We start from the raw sequence: 15,649 nt of genomic DNA, 5'->3' as shown, positions 1-15,649 counted from the left end.
TCTCGATACATCAAGTGTTACCGATGTGGTGATACAGAACTGTTACCCATGTATCGAGACATCACAGCAGAAAACAAAAATCCAGCATTTAAATGACAAGTTTTCTCATGGGACGCGTTGCTCCGCCAAAGGATGCCCGCAGCTTTCCACAAGATGAATTCCGCAGTTTCAGAAAATTTGAATGTGGCTTAATCCCAACGGTCCCCCCGCACCTGCAGCACCCGGCAACATGCAGTCCGACCAGATATTTTGTCGATTCCCATATGCGCTGACACTAGGAAAAGCGAACCGCGACTTCACCAGAACCAACTAGTTCAACCTCGCTATTTTCGCCCAATCAGGTTAGGGTCGAATTATTAGAAGTTTTAAATTCGATATTCTAAATCATCGAATCCGACATTTTCCGGAAAGGAATTTTCCGCTTCGAGTGCTATGCATTATCCGATGCTGTCCCTCGTTTTGCTCGCTTCAAACAAAGGTAGAATCCCATGGCAGGTCGCATCGTCCGATCGAAAATCGCAGAGCTCGCGGCGGAGACCATCGGGTCGCGCCACGGTCGAGAAGTATTGAGAGAACATGGCTGGACCGAGGGAATGCCGGTCGTGATTGCCCAGCATGACGAGAAGCTCAGCGATGTCATCGCCCTTGCCGTGATGCACCGGCCTCCGGTGCTGATCGCCACGCTCTCCCCGCAAACCAACGACCTCTGTTTCACCTATGTGGTGATTGGATGCGCCGATCTGGAAGTTGTCTCCTCGCGCAACGCCAACGATTCCATCCTTGATCTGTACCGTGACGCGCAATCCACGCCTTTCCTGACCTTTCGGGTCGAACAGCTGACACACAGCGCAATCGCCCATGCGATTCCTCCGTTGCAGAAGACCGCAGGCGCGAAATATCCAGGGATCACCAGCGTCGCCGACGTCCGCCACGCCTAACTACTGACCGCTGCGCCAGCACTGCTTCCCGGATCTGCCCATCGCCGGCAGTTCGAAGCGGCTGGCGTTTTGCCGTCTAGTCCCGCTTCTCCTTCTCGACGTCCCGCTCGACAGTATCGACCGCGGCGATTTCACTCACAATCCTGATGTGTTCGCCCTCTCGGATGTCCTGTTCCCTCTGCTGTTGTTGCTTCTGCAATCCGGCAACATCTCGCGGGGGCAGCTGCAACGAGCGCTCGGCGCTGAGTCCGGCCTGAAGTTCGCGGCCACGTTCGAGTTCCGCATCCAGCACGGCTCCAAAGAGCAGCGACAAGTTCGCGATCCAGATCCACAGCAGAAGCACGATGACGCCACCGATCGCGCCATAGGTCTTGTTGTAGTTGCCGAAATTAGAGACGTAGTAGAAAAAGCCGGCCGTGGACAGTGCCAGGACGATGAGGGCGACGAAGGCTCCCATGCTGAGCACCCTGAACTTTGCATGCTTGACGTTCGGGGTTCCGTAATAGAGCACTGCGACCAGCATGACCGCGAATACCGCCATCACCGGCCATTTGGCGATGTTCCATATCAGCAAGGCCGATTCGCCCAGCCCGATGAAGTTGCCGAGTGTCTGCGCAATCGGGCCGGAGAGCACAAACAGCGCGCCCATGACTGCGGCGGCAACCAGCAGGAACAGCGTCACCAGAAGCATCATCGGCTTGAGCTTGTAGAATGGCCGGCCTTCGTCCACGGAATATATCTGGTTCATGGCTCGTCCGAATGCCCCGACATAACCCGAGGCACTCCAGATCGCACCCAGAAGACCTGCCGCCAAGGCCAATCCGGCGGCAGGAGTCGACGTCAGCTGTTCTATGGGCTGGCGTAGTGTTTCGACCACCTGGGGGCTGGCGAACTCTTCCAGCAGCGACAGCATCGATTTGGTGGTGGTCTCCGCCTGCCCCACAACACCAAGCAATGAGACCACTGCCAGCAACCCCGGGAAAATCGACAGCATGGTGTAATAGGTCAGCGCCGCGGCCAGGTCGGTGCATTTGTTTCTAGAAAACTCATGCAAAGAGCGTTTAGCAACGTATTTCCATGAATCTGCGCGCAGCCTATGCGACTTGTCCAGCTCTGTCTTGACCGCAGTTTCAAACTCGCGGTCGACTCCGGCAAGGCCGGCCATGCTGGTCCCCGGTCGCTCTTCTGCGCTCAGTGGATTTGTCTGGTTATTCTCGGACATCTGCCCACCCCGAAGTCTGCGTGATCTGAACGTACTCATCCCGGCCATTCAAACAGGGTTAGCGCATCAGCTCAACATACTTTCCCCAATACACAGTAGGAAGCCAGCTTGCGTGCGGGCAACGGATTCTCGGCATCGATGCTTCGCACACCAGCTAGTCGCTGTTTGCGACGGTACCGGACAGACATACAGTGCACGGATGATGCACGCGGGTAGCGAATGTGCCACGATTCTTCTAAGGGTACTCGTTTGAGGAGAACACCATGTCAGAGACATCTGAAGGGGCAACATCGGGGAACCGCGGTCCCCTGCTTCCTGTTGCCCGCTCGTTTCCGGTCCACGTCGACAATCTGCTGCTGGTTGGCTGGGCAATCCGCTCCGATGCACTCCTGGTCCAGGCGGGCGGAATGGGCGGGTCCGTCCTCGTAGACATCCACGGCAATCGCGTCAATCCCGCAAAGATCCGCGATGTTGGCCAACAGCTCAACGGGTGGGAGCCTTGGACCCTTCTGGTTCTGGAAACAGGCATCCTGCATGTCGGGCATGATGCCTTCCCGCCCGGTTTCGAAGGTTTTGATCATGACGATGAACTCGGGGATTCCCCTTGGTGCAGGTTCTTTCCATGGTTGCCGGAATGCTAAAACGTCGTCACGTTCTGCGTGTGGTGGCCGCGCTATTAGCCTTCGTGTTTGACCTGTTCCTGTGGCAAGGGGCCGTCACCACGCCGGGCGGTATGGAGATGCCCATGTGGTTGATCCCCGCCGCACTGGCCGGTGCGTATGCGGTACTTCTGACCCAGCGCAGGATTTGGCTGGGGTTCACTGCTTTCCTCCTCGTATCGCTGCTGGGTCTCGCAATCTCCTCCATTGTTGGAATCGTCGGATCCTATATGGCGTTATTTCTCATGGTTCGGCATTCGAGCACGAAGGTTGCGAACACCGCGCTAGCGGGAATGATTTTGCCTATTTCGGTGGCAACTTACAGTTCCGTGACTTACGAGGGCCAGTCCGAGGGTCTGCTGGTCCTGATGTCGTGGAATATCGGCTTCTACGCCGCCGTTACGTTGCTCTGCTACTTCGCCGCCCGGACTCTGCGGAGAACCGAAAATCGGTTGACGACCGAACGGAGCTGGGCCGAAGCGGCGCTGGAAGAAGCTCGCGCCGGGGAACGCCTGCGAATCAGCCGCGACCTGCATGATTCCGTTGCTCATTCCATGACTGCCGTGGTGCTTCAGGTGGCTGGTGTCCGCGCGATATTGCAAAAAGGCGCAGAGTTCGAGAAGGTCGACCCGGTGCTCGCCGATATTCAGGTGACCGCCGAACAGAGCATGCGCGAACTGCACCGCTTACTGGGCATGCTGCGCAGCGAGGAAGAATCTCAGATCGGGCAGTCGCATACCTTTGAGGAGATTGCCTCGCTGATTTCATCAGCCCAGGACTCCGGTCTCGACGTCGTACTGACATCCAATGGAGAAGCTCAAATGCTGGACCCCAGCATCAGCCATGCCGGCTACCGAGTGGTTCAGGAAGGACTGGCCAACGCGATGAAGCATGGAGGCGAGGGCTGCCGGGTGGAAATCTCCACGCGTTGGACAGCGACCCAGCTGGCCATCTCCGTAACGTCAATTTCCGGGGTCGGGAAAAGGCCTGCTGTGTCCGGCGGATTCGGGCTGCTGGGATTGCGCGAGCGAATCGGTGTCGCCGGGGGTTCTCTGAGCCACGGGCCCACGCCCGGTGGTTATCTGCTCAAGGCATCTCTGCCGGTCGATGCACCAGAGGAACTTCCCGGCGCCGTCCAGCGCGGCACGAATACTCCAACGGCAAAGGAGGTCTCATGATTCGCGTACTAATAGTCGATGACCAACCGCAGGTACGAGCCGGGATCAGCATGATCCTCTCCGCCGAAGACGACATAGAAATTATCGGCGAGGCCGGATCCGGGGCCGAGGCCCTGGTGCTTGCCCAGAAGCTCGCTCCCGATGTGGTGCTAATGGATGTGCGCATGCCCGGCATGGACGGAGTCACCGCAACCAGCGAGCTGATCAGGCAAAACGGCAGCGACCCGGACCATCTGATCAGGGTACTGATCATGACAACTTTTGACGACGAAGACATCGTTGTCGCCTCCCTCCAGGCCGGCGCCAGCGGCTACCTGCTCAAACATGCCTCACCCACCGAAATTGCCGACGCGCTGCGCCGCGTGGCCGGCGGCGACACCTGGCTGGATGCCACCGCCGCCACGCGGCTCGTGGCCAAGTTGCGTGAACGCAGCGACGAACATGTTGACATCCACCAAGTGCTCACCCGCCGCGAGCAGGAGGTCCTGCGGCACGTCGCCGCGGGGCGGTCGAACCAGCAGATCCGCGAGTCGCTGGTGCTCAGCGAGGCGACGGTGAAAACCCACGTAGCCAGGATCCTGTTCAAGACGGGAGCCCGGGACCGCGCCGCCGCCGTGGCCTTGGCCTACCGATCGGGTTTCGTCCGCCCCGACGACCCGCTACCCGCCTGAACATACCGTCCTGGTATGACGCTTTGTCTCGAATAATGAGCCATACTTTAAGGGAAATGGATCTCTTCGGGCACCTTGGAGAGGCATTTTGAAATACGCGCAGGTTGTCCACCTCGCGTTATAGAGATAAAGATTCCTAGTCGGTTGAGCGGTCTTCACCGCATTCTGTTCGGCGTAACGAACAATGCGTCACTCAACGGAATCGATTGTGGTGTTCCTTGGGGGAGGATAACCGCAAGCCCATTGTGTTCCCGGGTCTTCGCCGGGCACACAATGGGCATTATCCTTTTGCGCGGCTTTCCAATGGCCGGGCCGAGTCAGCGTCCCAGGAGCAGGTCGGAGCCGAGCTTCAGGATCAGCGCGGCAACCACCACCACGAAAACGACGCGGATGAATTTGCTGCCCTTGGAAATGGCCATGCGGGCACCGAGGTAACCGCCGAGCATGTTCATCACGCCCATGGCCAGGCCCACGCCCAGCAACACGTGGCCGGTGGGCAGGAACAGAGCCAGCGCACCCAAGTTGGTAAACAGGTTGACAATCTTCGCCTTGGCCGACGACTGCAGGAAGTTGTAGCCGAGCACCGTTACCATGGCAATGATCAAAAAGGATCCGGTGCCCGGCCCGATCATCCCATCGTAGCCGCCGATCACCAGGCCGATGAGCACCGCACGGGAATAGTGCTGCCTGCCGCTATAGCGCAAGCGGGAAAGCTCGCCGGCCTTGGGCTTGAGAATCGTGAACAGCAAAACCGCCACCAACGCCGCGATGATGATCGGCTTGATCGCCGCGGCAGGAAGCATCGTGGCCAAGGCCGCTCCGCCGAAGGCTCCGAACATGGCGGTGACCGCCATCGGGATGGCGGTTTTCAGGTCGGGGCTGGTCCGGCGGTAGTAGGTCACGGCGCTGGTGGAGGTTCCGAAGATGGATGCCATCTTGTTGGTTGCCAGCGCCTGGACCGGGGTAATGCCTGGAAAGAGCAGCAGCGCGGGCAATTGGATCAATCCCCCGCCGCCAACCACCGCGTCAATCCACCCAGCCCCGAACCCTGCCATTAACAGCAGGAGAAGGGGCCACAGGGAGATTGGTTCGCCGTTGACGGACAGGAAATCGAGAACCTCTTGCACCGCGCTGCTCTCCTATGCAGTTGTCATGGCTTCGCCGATTGATGTCCTAGGCGGACAGCTCGGCCACCACGTCACTCAGCTGCACATCGCGGCGTTCGCCGGTGGCACGGTCCTTGACCTCGACCAGGCCGTCAGCCAGACCGCGGCCGACCACCACAATGGTCGGCACACCGATCAGCTCGGCGTCGGAGAACTTCACGCCGGCCGAGACCTTCGGACGGTCATCGAAGATGACTTCCTTGCCGGCAGCCTCGAATTCCTTGGCCAGCTTGTCGCCGGCTTCCAGCAGTTCGGCGCCCTTGCCGGTGACCACGATGTGGATGTCCGCCGGGGCGATCTGCTTGGGCCAGGTCAGGCCGTTGTCGTCGTGGTAGGCCTCGGCCAGGGCGGCCACGGCGCGGGTGACGCCGATGCCGTAGGAGCCCATGGTGACAACCTGCAGCTTGCCGTTCTGGTCCAGGACCTTCAGCTCCAGTGCTTCGGCGTATTTGCGGCCGAGCTGGAAGATGTGGCCCATCTCGATGCCGCGCTCGGTGCGCAGCGGACCGGAGCCGTCCGGTGCCGGGTCGCCTTCCAGCACGTTGACCGCTTCAATGGTGCCGTCGAAGGTGAAATCTCGGCCGGCGACCAGGCCGAAGACGTGCTTGCCCTTTTCGTTGGCCCCGGTGATCCACGTGGTGCCGGAGACCACACGCGGGTCGACCAGGTAGGTGATGCCGTTCTCGGTTTCGCTGCCCAGCAGCTGCTGGTCAAGTCCCAGGGCAGGGCCCAGGTAGCCGGTGACGATCTCCGGATGGCTCTTCAGGTCTTCGGCGGTCGCCTGTCCGACCTCGACCTCGCCGCTGATGCCCAAGGCGGTGCCGATGGTAGCCTCAAGCCGCTTCTCGTCGACCTGGCGGTCGCCGGGCACACCCAGCACCACCAAGTGGCGGTTGCCTTCTGGATCGGTGATCGCCAGCACCACGTTCTTCAGGGTGTCCTTGGCTTCCCAGGCACGGTCGGTGCGCGGGCGCAGCTCGTTGGCGGCGGCGACCAGGGTGTCGATGGTCGGGGTGTCGGGGGTGTCGACAATCTCGAAGGCCGGGGCGTCGGCGAAGTCGATGGCGTCCGGGACCACGGTGGTCACTGCCTCGACGTTGGCCGCGTAGCCGCCCGGCGAGCGCACGAAGGTGTCCTCGCCGATCGCGGTCGGGTGCAGGAACTCCTCGGACTTCGATCCGCCCATGGCTCCGGCCTGGGCGAAGACCGGAACAACTTCCAGACCCAGGCGTTCGAAGATCTTCAGGTAGGCGCCGCGGTGGGCCATGTAGGCCTCGTCCAGGCCCTCGTCGTCGATGTTGAAGGAGTAGGAGTCCTTCATGATGAATTCGCGGCCGCGCAGCAGGCCCGCGCGAGGACGCGCCTCGTCGCGGTACTTGTTCTGGATCTGGTACAGGTAGACCGGCAGATCCTTGTACGAGTTGTACAGATCCTTGACCAGCAGGGTGAACATTTCCTCATGGGTCGGGGCCAGCAGGTAGTCGGCATCCTTGCGGTCCTTGAGGCGGAACAAGCCCTCGCCGTATTCGGTCCAGCGGCCGGTCTGCTCGTACGGCTCGCGCGGCAGCAGCGCCGGGAAGTGGACTTCCTGGGCGCCGATGGCGTTCATCTCTTCACGAACGATGGCTTCCACGCGTGCCAGGACCCGCAGACCCAGCGGCAGCCAGGTGTAGATGCCAGGCGCGGCACGGCGGATGTAGCCGGCGCGAACCAAGAGTTTGTGGCTGGCAACCTCGGCGTCAACCGGATCTTCGCGCAGGGTGCGCAGGAACGTTGTGGAAAGCTTCAAAACCACGCGTGGTGTCCTTTTCCGTATGACGGCAGGCGCAGTGATGCGCGACTGCCGCCGTGCTAGGCAAAATCTGTTGTGAGCTGCCGTCGAGGCAGCCACGTCCAATCCTACCGGGTTCGGCTCTGCGCCCGGGCAATCCGGGAACGGAACCGACACGCAGCGCGGACCTGATACTCCTAGCCCACATGCACCCAGGGCCGGCGCTGCAGGTCCGGTTCGGCTTCACGCAGCACCTCGCGGGTCAGCGGCGCGATTTCGCCTTGGCCCAAGAGCAGGAAGCGAACCAGGTTGCTCAGCGGGTTTCCCTCCGTCCAGCGGAAGTAGATGTGCGGCATGACGTCGTAGTTGTCCCTGATCGCCAGGCAGATCGCGGCGATGGCGGTGGGTACCGAGGACGCGGTCGACTCCAGGATCCAGAATCCATGCCGGGTGATGCCGCGCACCTCGATGTCCTCGGCGAAATCCGAGTAGTCCGAGACCTTGACCTCCAGGAAGATGACCGGGGCCTTGTCGGAAATATGGCTGGCCAGCACCGCATGGTGCAGCTTGCGGCGGTAGCGCGCCTTGGTGGTGTTGGCCGGTTCGTGGGCGATCAGCTGCACGATCCCCCGACGCGCGGATCCGGAGATCAGGTGTTCGGCGGCCGCGTCGAAACGCACCGATGTCGCACGCAGCTCGGTCGAGCGGTGGAACCGCGAGGAGAGCGATACCAGGAGCACCGCGCCGATGAAGAACGCGGCGATTTTCAGGCCCTCGGGCCTTTCAAAGCAGTTGACCACCGTGGTGTACAGGAAAACCAGCGTGACGAACATGTACAGGATGCTCCTGCCGCGTTCGTGGTGCCGCCGGGCGGAGATCGTCACCGCGATGGCGGCCGAGCTCATCAGCACCAGCACACCCGTTGCATATGCGGCACCCTGGGCATTGACGTCTGCATCGAAGTGCCAGGTGATGGCCAGCGCCACCAGAATGACCACGAGCACCAGTGGGCGCACGGCACGGGCCCATTCCGGCGCCATGCCGAAGCGCGGCAGGTAGCGCGGGATCAAGTTCAGCAGCCCGGCGATGGCCGAGGCGCCGGCGAACCACAGGATCAAGATGGTCGAGATGTCATAGACCGTCCCGAAGCCGTCCCCCATCAGCCGGTGGGCAAGCCACGACAGGGCGCGGCCGTTGGCGGTTCCGCCTTCCTGGAACTCCGGAGCGGGGATCAGTACCGTGGTGACCACCGACGACAGCACCAGAAAGCTGCTCATGATCAGCGCGGCAGTGGTCAGCAGCTTGCGGGCGCCGCGGATGCGGCTTACTGGATCCGCGGCCGATTCTCCGGGCTTCAGGCTGATCTGGGGCATGACGGCCACACCCGTTTCAAAGCCGGACAGGCCCAGGGCGAGCTTCGGGAAGACGATGAGGCAGACCAGCAGCATCATCACCGGGTTGCCGTGTGCGGCCAGCAGGGAATCCATCCAGTTGCCGAGGCTGGCCGGGTGCTCGGCGATATTGGCGAAGGAGACCGCGATGACGACCAGGTTCAGGGCCAGGAACGTGCCGACCAACGTCACGGCGATCCAGGTGACCTCGTTGAACCCGCGCATGAACAAGGCGCCGAGCAGGAGCAGCAGGATCACCGTCAGGGGGATCTGCTTGCCCGTGAACCATGCGGGGGTGAAGGGGTTCTCGATGAGGTGCGCGGAGGCATCCGCCGCCGAAAGCGTCGCGGTGATCATGAAGTCGGTGGCCGCGAAGCCCAGCAGGATCAGCACCAGCATTTTGCCCTTCCAATGCGGCAGCAGGTGTTCGAGCATGGCGATTGATCCCTGTCCATGCGGGGATTCCCCGGCGACCCGGCGGTATACGGGCAAGGCTGCGCCCAGGGTCACGGCAACCAGGATCAAAGTGGCGAACGGAGCCAGGGCGCCGGCGGCCAGGGCGGCGATGGCTGGCTGGTATCCCAGGGTGGAGAAGTAGTCCAGGCCCGAAAGGCACATGACCTGCCACCATTTTCCGGCGTGTTTCTTGTCATCGCCGAGGTCTTCGTGGCCCACGGATTGGTCATTCAACCACCGGTAGAGGCGGAGGCGGGCCGAGTCCGAATTCGAAGACTGAGAGACGTTCAGCGTCCCAATATTCGTATTCACGAATGTGAACTGTACGCCTAGATTGCCCTCGCGTCACTGGCTTCCCAAAAAGAAATCAGGGTATTCTCCCCTACCCCGCGGCGCACGGAAAAACGGGGGCCGGAACCGGGTATCCCCGGAATCCGACCCCCGTTTCAGGGAGTTTCCAGTCTCGCTACTTGGCTGTCGCCTTGACCTCGGCGACGGCCTTGTTGAGCTCTTCGGTGAGCTTCTTGAGCACGTCGGCTTCGGACTCCGCGTCGGTTCCGGTCATGGATACCGAGACTGCGTTGTTTTCCAACCAGCCCCTGCATCTGGTAGCTGCCGCCGCCGGGAACATCAGTGCCATTCAGCTTGGTGGTATTGCTGGTGGCGTAGGTCAGATCCGCTTCCGATGAGGCATCGAGAATCTTGACTCCAACTTCTGCATTCTGGCCCTGGACCGTCATGCCGATCTTGTCGCACCCCTGCAGGTCCTTGTTTTTAACCTGCTTGGTGATCTGGTCCAGCTTCGCGGTATCTTCGTAACCGGCCACGCTGTAGCTGGTGGACTCCATCGTAGAATCATCCATCAGCACGGCAACGGCCATGTTGATGCCTTCGATATCCCATGCTGCCTGCTGGCTGACGAACTCGGCGCACTTCTCGGGGCTGATTTCCATCTGCTCGATCAGCTTCTTGGCCTGTTAGTTAGCCCCTTCCATCTCAGCGAAGGCCTTGTTAGTCAATTCGACGGCTTCTGCGGCCATTGTTGCTGGTTCGGCCAACCCGGTATGGAAGGTGACAATGACGAAATTGTTGCCCTTCAGAGCCTGCACTGCGACCGAGCTCAGCTTTTGCCCGGCACCGACATCGATCTGGGTGGACATCGTCAGAGCCTGGTCGGCTTCCACCTTCAGCGGCAGGATCTGACGCTTGGTGCTGACCTTTTCACCGCTCTGCTCCACGGACACTTTCTCGCATCCGGAAATGTCATCCAGCGTGAGCGCATCGGAAATTTTCTTGCGGGTCGCTTCGTCCGTGATGGAGTACACCTCGACAACTTTGCCGAGGCTTTCATCCGGGATGCTTCCACTCGCGGAAACGGAAGCGGTCAGGTCGGTAACGGTGTACTGCTCCATCTGCTTGGCGCATTCTTCCGGGGTGATTCCGGAGGCCGAGCCCACGCCCTTGGCCATCTGGAGCTGCTGCTGCATCGTTTCGTTACCGACAACGGTCAGCGAGGGATCATCCCCCAACAGGTTCCTGACCACCGTTTCGACCTGTCCTGCATCCAGATTCCCGCCCTGCTGCTGGGTTTGGCTCTGCTCGGGTTCCGGCTGCGGCTCGCCGGCGGATGAACAGCCGGTCAAGGCAAGCGCCGCGGCCAGGGGGAGGAACCAGAGGAACCGTTGTGACATGAAGTATTTTCCTTTGTGTAGCGGTGCAGGGGACGAGTTTCAGCGTTGTATCAGTCGAGTTGGTCGATGAGGGTGTCTACCGTTTCAGAGGCGGCTGCAAGGTGTTCAGGCGTGGCGGCGCCGCTGGTGTCCTGCTGGATGCCCAACAGGATATTCGCGGTGGCGGCGCGGACCACCAGTTGCTGGGAGGTCTTCTTGCCGTCGCTGCCGGTGACCACGTACGCTTCGGTGAGTTTCGCGGTGCTTTGGACCGGCTGCTTGGCCAGATGGAAGGCACGGGATTCGCCATCGACCTTGACCGAGTAGCGCGAGCAGTCGGCGCTGGCGGCCGCCTGCGCATCCCATTGGGATTTCAGGGTTTCGGAATCCTGATACACCGCGACGGTAATCAGCCGGTCCCCCACTTCAACTGCGCCCATCACGGAGTTCTGCAGCTGCTCGGCGATCGGCGCGGCGAAGGTGATTCCGCATTTGCTGGGGTTCACTTCGACGTCTTCAAGCCATTGCTGCGCTTTGGGAATCATCGAGCGCAATTGGGCGTCGGTGATGACGGTGGCTCCCGGCTGGTCGCCGGCGAACTGGTTCAGCGCTTCTTCCAGCTGCTGGGCATTGCGCTCAATGGCGGGCCCCAGGGAATCATTGGTATCTGACGGTGCCGGTGCGCTGCACGAAGACATCATGAGCGCGGCGACGGCCAAGCCGGCCGTCCGCAGAAATTGTGGTCGATTCGCCAGCACGTCACTTCCCGTCGTTTGCAGAGACTGCTATCGAGTCTATGGGATGGGCCAAGGCAAGTGCGGGATCTCTGGCACCGGCACCGTGCCCGGTTCTGCCTAGAACAGGACCGTCGCGAAGGTTCCTACCTGAGTGAAACCGACCCTCAGGTAGGTGCGCACGGCGGCCTCGTTGAAGTCGTTCACGTACAGGCTGGCAATCGGCGCTTGCTGGAGGGCGTAGTCGACGGTCGAGGCCATATAACCCGCGGCCAGCGAGTGGCCCCGGTACATCGGGTTGATCCAGACGCCCTGGATCTGGGCTACCTGTTCGGTGACGGTCCCAAGGTCCGCCTTGAAAACGACGTTCCCCATCTCGTCCGTGTCGATCACGGTATGGCCCTGTCGGATGAGCTGGCGGACGCGCCCCCGGTAGAAGCTGCCGCCGTTTTCCAGCGGCGAGTAACCGAGCTCCTCTTCGAACATGGCTGCACTGGCCGGCAGGACCTTGTCGAAATCGGAGGGGTGGGCGACCCGCAGCCTGCGGCGCGCGATGCCTTCGGGGCTGGTGCGGATCTCCATCAGCGGCTGGTTGCGGCGCACGTCGAATATCGACTGCGGGCCGTCGAGCAGCACCTCGTGCATGGCAAGGACGGTGGATGCCGGGCCGAAGATGGAGGCGAAGCGCTGGCGTGTTGCCAGAGCCATCAATGCGTATTCGTGGGCGTGCTCGTCCGGCATGGCGGTGGGCGCCATGTTGGCACCCACCCAGCATGCGGACAGCAGGCCTTCTTCACCGTCGACTCCCAGCACGTGGGCGAACCCGTCCGGCACGGCCGAACGGTGCAGGTCCACCTGGGACCTGGTGAAGATGTTGGCGACGGGGTCGCGGTCGAGCAGCTCGATGAGGGCCGCAGTGTCCCTGCGGCCCAAGATGCGCGGTTGTCCCTCGTCTACCCGTCGGCCAGTTTTAGCTGACGGAGACCACTGGAGAACCCGCGGCAGGATTCTCGTCATCGCCCAAGTCCATTTCCTCAGCCAAGCGGTTGGCTTCTGCAATCAGGGTTTCCACGATCTGGTCCTCGGGCACGGTCTTGATGACCTCGCCCTTGACGAAGATCTGGCCCTTGCCGTTGCCGGAGGCTACGCCAAGGTCAGCGTCGCGGGCTTCGCCCGGGCCATTGACGACGCAGCCCATCACGGCGACGCGCAACGGAACAGTCATGCCTTCAAGGCCGGCGGTGACCTCGTCGGCCAGCGTGTAGACATCGACCTGTGCACGGCCGCACGACGGGCAGGAAACGATTTCCAGCTTGCGCGGGCGCAGGTTCAGCGATTCGAGGATCTGGTTGCCGACCTTGACTTCCTCGACCGGCGGGGCCGAGAGCGAAACGCGGATGGTGTCGCCGATGCCCTTGGACAGCAGCGCGCCGAAGGCCGTCGCGGACTTGATGGTTCCCTGGAAGGCGGGGCCTGCCTCGGTGACACCCAGGTGCAGGGGCCAGTCGCCGCTTTCTGCCAGCAGCTCGTAGGCGCGGACCATGATCACCGGGTCGTTGTGCTTGACCGAGATCTTGAAGTCGTGGAATCCATGCTCCTCGAACAGCGAAGCTTCCCAGATGGCGGATTCAACCAGCGCTTCGGGGGTTGCCTTGCCGTACTTGGCCAGCAGGCGGCGATCCAATGAACCGGCGTTGACGCCGATGCGGATCGAGGTGCCGTGGTCCTTGGCGGCCTGGGCGATTTCCTTGACCTGGTCGTCGAACTGGCGGATATTGCCCGGGTTCACGCGCACGGCGCCGCAGCCGGCTTCAATGGCCGCGTAGACGTACTTCGGCTGGAAGTGGATATCGGCGATCACCGGGATCTGCGACTTCATCGCAACGATCTTCAGCGCCTCGGCATCCTTGTCCGTCGGGCAGGCGACACGCACGATGTCGCAGCCGGAAGCGGTCAGTTCGGCGATCTGCTGCAGGGTGGCGTTGATGTCGTGGGTCTTGGTGGTGGTCATCGACTGAACCGAAATCGGCGAGTCAGACCCCACGCCAACCGACCCGACTTGAATCTGGCGGGTCTTACGACGTGGAGCGAGAACCGGCGGTGGGGCTGCCGGCATGCCTAGGCTGACCGAAGTCAATGGATGCCTCCGAATGGATTGTGGGTAATACTCTCTATCCAAGTATGTCACCGACTCGTTCAAAGCGGTGATCTATGCGAGAAAGGCCACGGAGAACCGTGGCCTTTCCGCCCTTTGCCGCGCCAGGTGCCGCGGCGGAGGGAAACCTAGTTGGCTTCTGCGACAGCCTTGATGCTGTTCAGCACGCCGGCAACCTGCTCGACAACCTCGGCGTCATCCTTCGGGTCCAGCTCGGCGAAGCGGACCACCGAGTTCGGGATGGCCATCTTGACGTCGTCCAGGACCTTGGCGCCGGCGATGCCCAGGGCCTTGCGGGCCTCGTCCTGCGCCCACACACCGCCGTACTGGCCGAAGGCGGTGCCCACGACCACCGATGGCATGTCCTTGACGGCGCCGGTGCCGAACGGACGCGACAGCCAGTCGATGGCGTTCTTCAGCACGGCCGGCATGGTGCCGTTGTATTCGGGGGTGACCAGCATCAGCGCGTCGGCTGCGGTGGCTGCATCGCGCAGCGCCTGTGCCGCGGCAGGAACGCTGCCTGCAACGTCGTTGTCCTCGTTGTAGAAGGGAATGTTCTCCAGGCCGGAGAACAGTTCGACCTCAACGCCTTCCGGCGCGTTGACGACGGTGGCCTCGGCCAGCTGCTGGTTGGTCGAACCGCTGCGCAGGGAACCTACGAGAGTGAGGACTTTGGTTGCCATGGGCAATACTCCTAGAACAATGGAAAATTAGAAAAGCTGACGCTTCATCTAGATTCAACCGCCAGTCGTCCCGGATCCATTCCCCGATTTCCGGTGATCTGACTCACCGCGTGCGGCAGATGGCGTTGTCTAGTCCACCGGAGGGCGGCGGCGCAGCTGCTTGGTCGCGGAACGATTCGCCTTGGAGGCCAGCCGCCGGCGCTGCGAGCCCCGAGTGGGTTGGGTGGCCCGGCGCTGCGGCGGATCGGGGCGCAGCGCGGCGGCGACCAGCTGCGCCAGCTTCTGCTGGGCATCCTGCCGGTTGCGCCACTGCGAGCGCTCCTGGGCCGAGGTGACCACGAGCAGCCCGCCGGCCAGCCGGGAAGACAGCTTGTCCAGAAGCCGCTGGCGCTGCCACGGCGAGAGCGCCTTTGATCCCGCGATGGACCACGACAATTGCACCCGGCTGTCCGAGGTGTTCACGTGCTGGCCACCCGGTCCCGAGGAACGGGTGAAATTCCAGGACAGCTCGGAGGCAGGGATCACCAGCGAACGGGAAATGTGCAGGTCCATGCTCCCAGTTTCCCACGGCAGGAGAAGCAAGCCGGCGCCCGCTCCCCGAGCTGCGGGGTGCGGGCGCCGGCTGGACGCAGAGAGGCGGAAGCCTACGAGGCGAAGTCCTTGAGCAGGCCGGTCACCGGGTTCCATTCGGTGATGATTCGCTGCTCCAGGGCACCGGTGGTGCTGAATGGGTCCTGGTCCAGCACCTCCACGAGCGCCGTTTCGGATTCCGCGGCCAGGATCAGCAGGGCGCCGTCATTGACCGGGGTCGGACCGGAAGCCAGCAGCTGCACCGGCCCCTGGCCGACAAATCCCCCGAGGAACTCGCGGTGCGCCGGGCGGTGCTCGTCGCGCAGCTGCGCGGAGTTCTCGGCGTATACGTACTCAACAGCAAAAACAGTCATGGGTTCAGCTT

At 62.0% G+C, this 15,649-nt stretch carries 16 protein-coding genes; 4 read left to right on the top strand and 12 right to left on the bottom strand.

Going from position 1 to position 15,649, the window contains the following annotated elements; translation table 11 throughout:
• The first annotated feature begins 488 nt into the window (after window positions 1–488).
• Window positions 489–938 carry a hypothetical protein gene (locus tag IEY43_RS06195; RefSeq protein WP_188947729.1) on the top strand — a complete coding sequence of 150 codons (450 nt, stop codon included), beginning with the start codon at window positions 489–491 and terminating at the stop codon, window positions 936–938.
• Window positions 939–1,014: 76 nt separating this feature from the next.
• Here IEY43_RS06195 and IEY43_RS06190 read toward each other — a convergent pair whose 3' ends face one another.
• A complete protein-coding gene (locus tag IEY43_RS06190) occupies window positions 1,015–2,160 on the bottom strand; it encodes a YihY/virulence factor BrkB family protein (protein ID WP_229777292.1) in 1,146 nt (381 codons plus the stop codon).
• Between the two features lie 263 nt (window positions 2,161–2,423).
• Between IEY43_RS06190 and IEY43_RS06185 the strand changes: the two genes are divergently transcribed.
• Genes IEY43_RS06185 through IEY43_RS06175 form a run of 3 tightly spaced genes read left to right on the top strand, consistent with a single transcriptional unit; the run spans window position 2,424 to window position 4,668 of the window.
• Window positions 2,424–2,801 (top strand): hypothetical protein, encoded by a 378-nt coding sequence (locus IEY43_RS06185; protein ID WP_188947728.1) that lies wholly within the window; start codon window positions 2,424–2,426, stop codon window positions 2,799–2,801.
• A complete protein-coding gene (locus IEY43_RS06180) occupies window positions 2,768–3,997 on the top strand; it encodes a sensor histidine kinase (protein ID WP_229777301.1) in 1,230 nt (409 codons plus the stop codon). The genes IEY43_RS06185 and IEY43_RS06180 overlap by 34 nt, the downstream gene beginning before the upstream one ends.
• On the top strand, window positions 3,994–4,668 hold the full coding sequence (locus IEY43_RS06175; protein WP_188947726.1) for a response regulator: 675 nt from the start codon (window positions 3,994–3,996) through the stop codon (window positions 4,666–4,668). Before IEY43_RS06180 ends, IEY43_RS06175 begins: the two co-directional genes overlap by 4 nt.
• Window positions 4,669–4,985: 317 nt before the next feature.
• On the opposite strand, the gene IEY43_RS06170 is transcribed toward IEY43_RS06175, so the two are convergent.
• The 11 genes from IEY43_RS06170 to IEY43_RS06120 all read right to left on the bottom strand — a co-directional run bounded on the left by IEY43_RS06170 (window position 4,986) and on the right by IEY43_RS06120 (window position 15,638).
• On the bottom strand, window positions 4,986–5,723 hold the full coding sequence (locus tag IEY43_RS06170; RefSeq protein WP_188947748.1) for a TSUP family transporter: 738 nt from the start codon (window positions 5,721–5,723) through the stop codon (window positions 4,986–4,988).
• 118 nt (window positions 5,724–5,841) lie between these two features.
• Window positions 5,842–7,629, bottom strand: a complete 1,788-nt coding sequence (locus tag IEY43_RS06165) for a proline--tRNA ligase (protein WP_188947725.1) — start codon at window positions 7,627–7,629, stop codon at window positions 5,842–5,844.
• Window positions 7,630–7,802: 173 nt separating this feature from the next.
• Window positions 7,803–9,614, bottom strand: coding sequence for an APC family permease (locus IEY43_RS06160; protein WP_188947747.1), 1,812 nt, complete (start codon window positions 9,612–9,614; stop codon window positions 7,803–7,805).
• A 284-nt stretch (window positions 9,615–9,898) separates the two neighbouring features.
• The gene (locus IEY43_RS06155) at window positions 9,899–10,405 is read right to left on the bottom strand and encodes a hypothetical protein (RefSeq protein ID WP_188947724.1); all 507 of its coding nucleotides are present in this window, start codon (window positions 10,403–10,405) and stop codon (window positions 9,899–9,901) included.
• 24 nt (window positions 10,406–10,429) lie between these two features.
• Window positions 10,430–11,143 carry a hypothetical protein gene (locus IEY43_RS06150; protein WP_188947723.1) on the bottom strand — a complete coding sequence of 238 codons (714 nt, stop codon included), beginning with the start codon at window positions 11,141–11,143 and terminating at the stop codon, window positions 10,430–10,432.
• A gap of 50 nt (window positions 11,144–11,193) precedes the next feature.
• A complete protein-coding gene (locus tag IEY43_RS06145; protein ID WP_188947722.1) occupies window positions 11,194–11,823 on the bottom strand; it encodes a hypothetical protein in 630 nt (209 codons plus the stop codon).
• A 153-nt stretch (window positions 11,824–11,976) separates the two neighbouring features.
• The gene (locus IEY43_RS06140; RefSeq protein WP_188947721.1) at window positions 11,977–12,789 is read right to left on the bottom strand and encodes a GNAT family N-acetyltransferase; all 813 of its coding nucleotides are present in this window, start codon (window positions 12,787–12,789) and stop codon (window positions 11,977–11,979) included.
• 37 nt (window positions 12,790–12,826) lie between these two features.
• Window positions 12,827–13,993: a flavodoxin-dependent (E)-4-hydroxy-3-methylbut-2-enyl-diphosphate synthase gene (gene ispG / locus IEY43_RS06135; RefSeq protein WP_188947720.1), complete on the bottom strand. Its 1,167-nt coding sequence runs from the start codon at window positions 13,991–13,993 to the stop codon at window positions 12,827–12,829.
• 146 nt (window positions 13,994–14,139) lie between these two features.
• Window positions 14,140–14,694 (bottom strand): NAD(P)H-dependent oxidoreductase, encoded by a 555-nt coding sequence (locus IEY43_RS06130; protein WP_188947719.1) that lies wholly within the window; start codon window positions 14,692–14,694, stop codon window positions 14,140–14,142.
• A gap of 129 nt (window positions 14,695–14,823) precedes the next feature.
• A complete protein-coding gene (gene arfB / locus IEY43_RS06125; protein ID WP_188947718.1) occupies window positions 14,824–15,246 on the bottom strand; it encodes an alternative ribosome rescue aminoacyl-tRNA hydrolase ArfB in 423 nt (140 codons plus the stop codon).
• Window positions 15,247–15,338: 92 nt separating this feature from the next.
• The gene (locus IEY43_RS06120; RefSeq protein WP_188947717.1) at window positions 15,339–15,638 is read right to left on the bottom strand and encodes a YciI family protein; all 300 of its coding nucleotides are present in this window, start codon (window positions 15,636–15,638) and stop codon (window positions 15,339–15,341) included.
• Window positions 15,639–15,649: the final 11 nt, after the last annotated feature.

This window comes from Glutamicibacter protophormiae, assembly GCF_014647495.1.
In the GTDB taxonomy this organism is placed as follows: Bacteria; Actinomycetota; Actinomycetes; order Actinomycetales; family Micrococcaceae; genus Glutamicibacter; species Glutamicibacter protophormiae.
The sequence above is the reverse complement of the archived record's forward strand: the minus strand, read 5'-3'. Positions and strand labels throughout refer to the sequence as shown.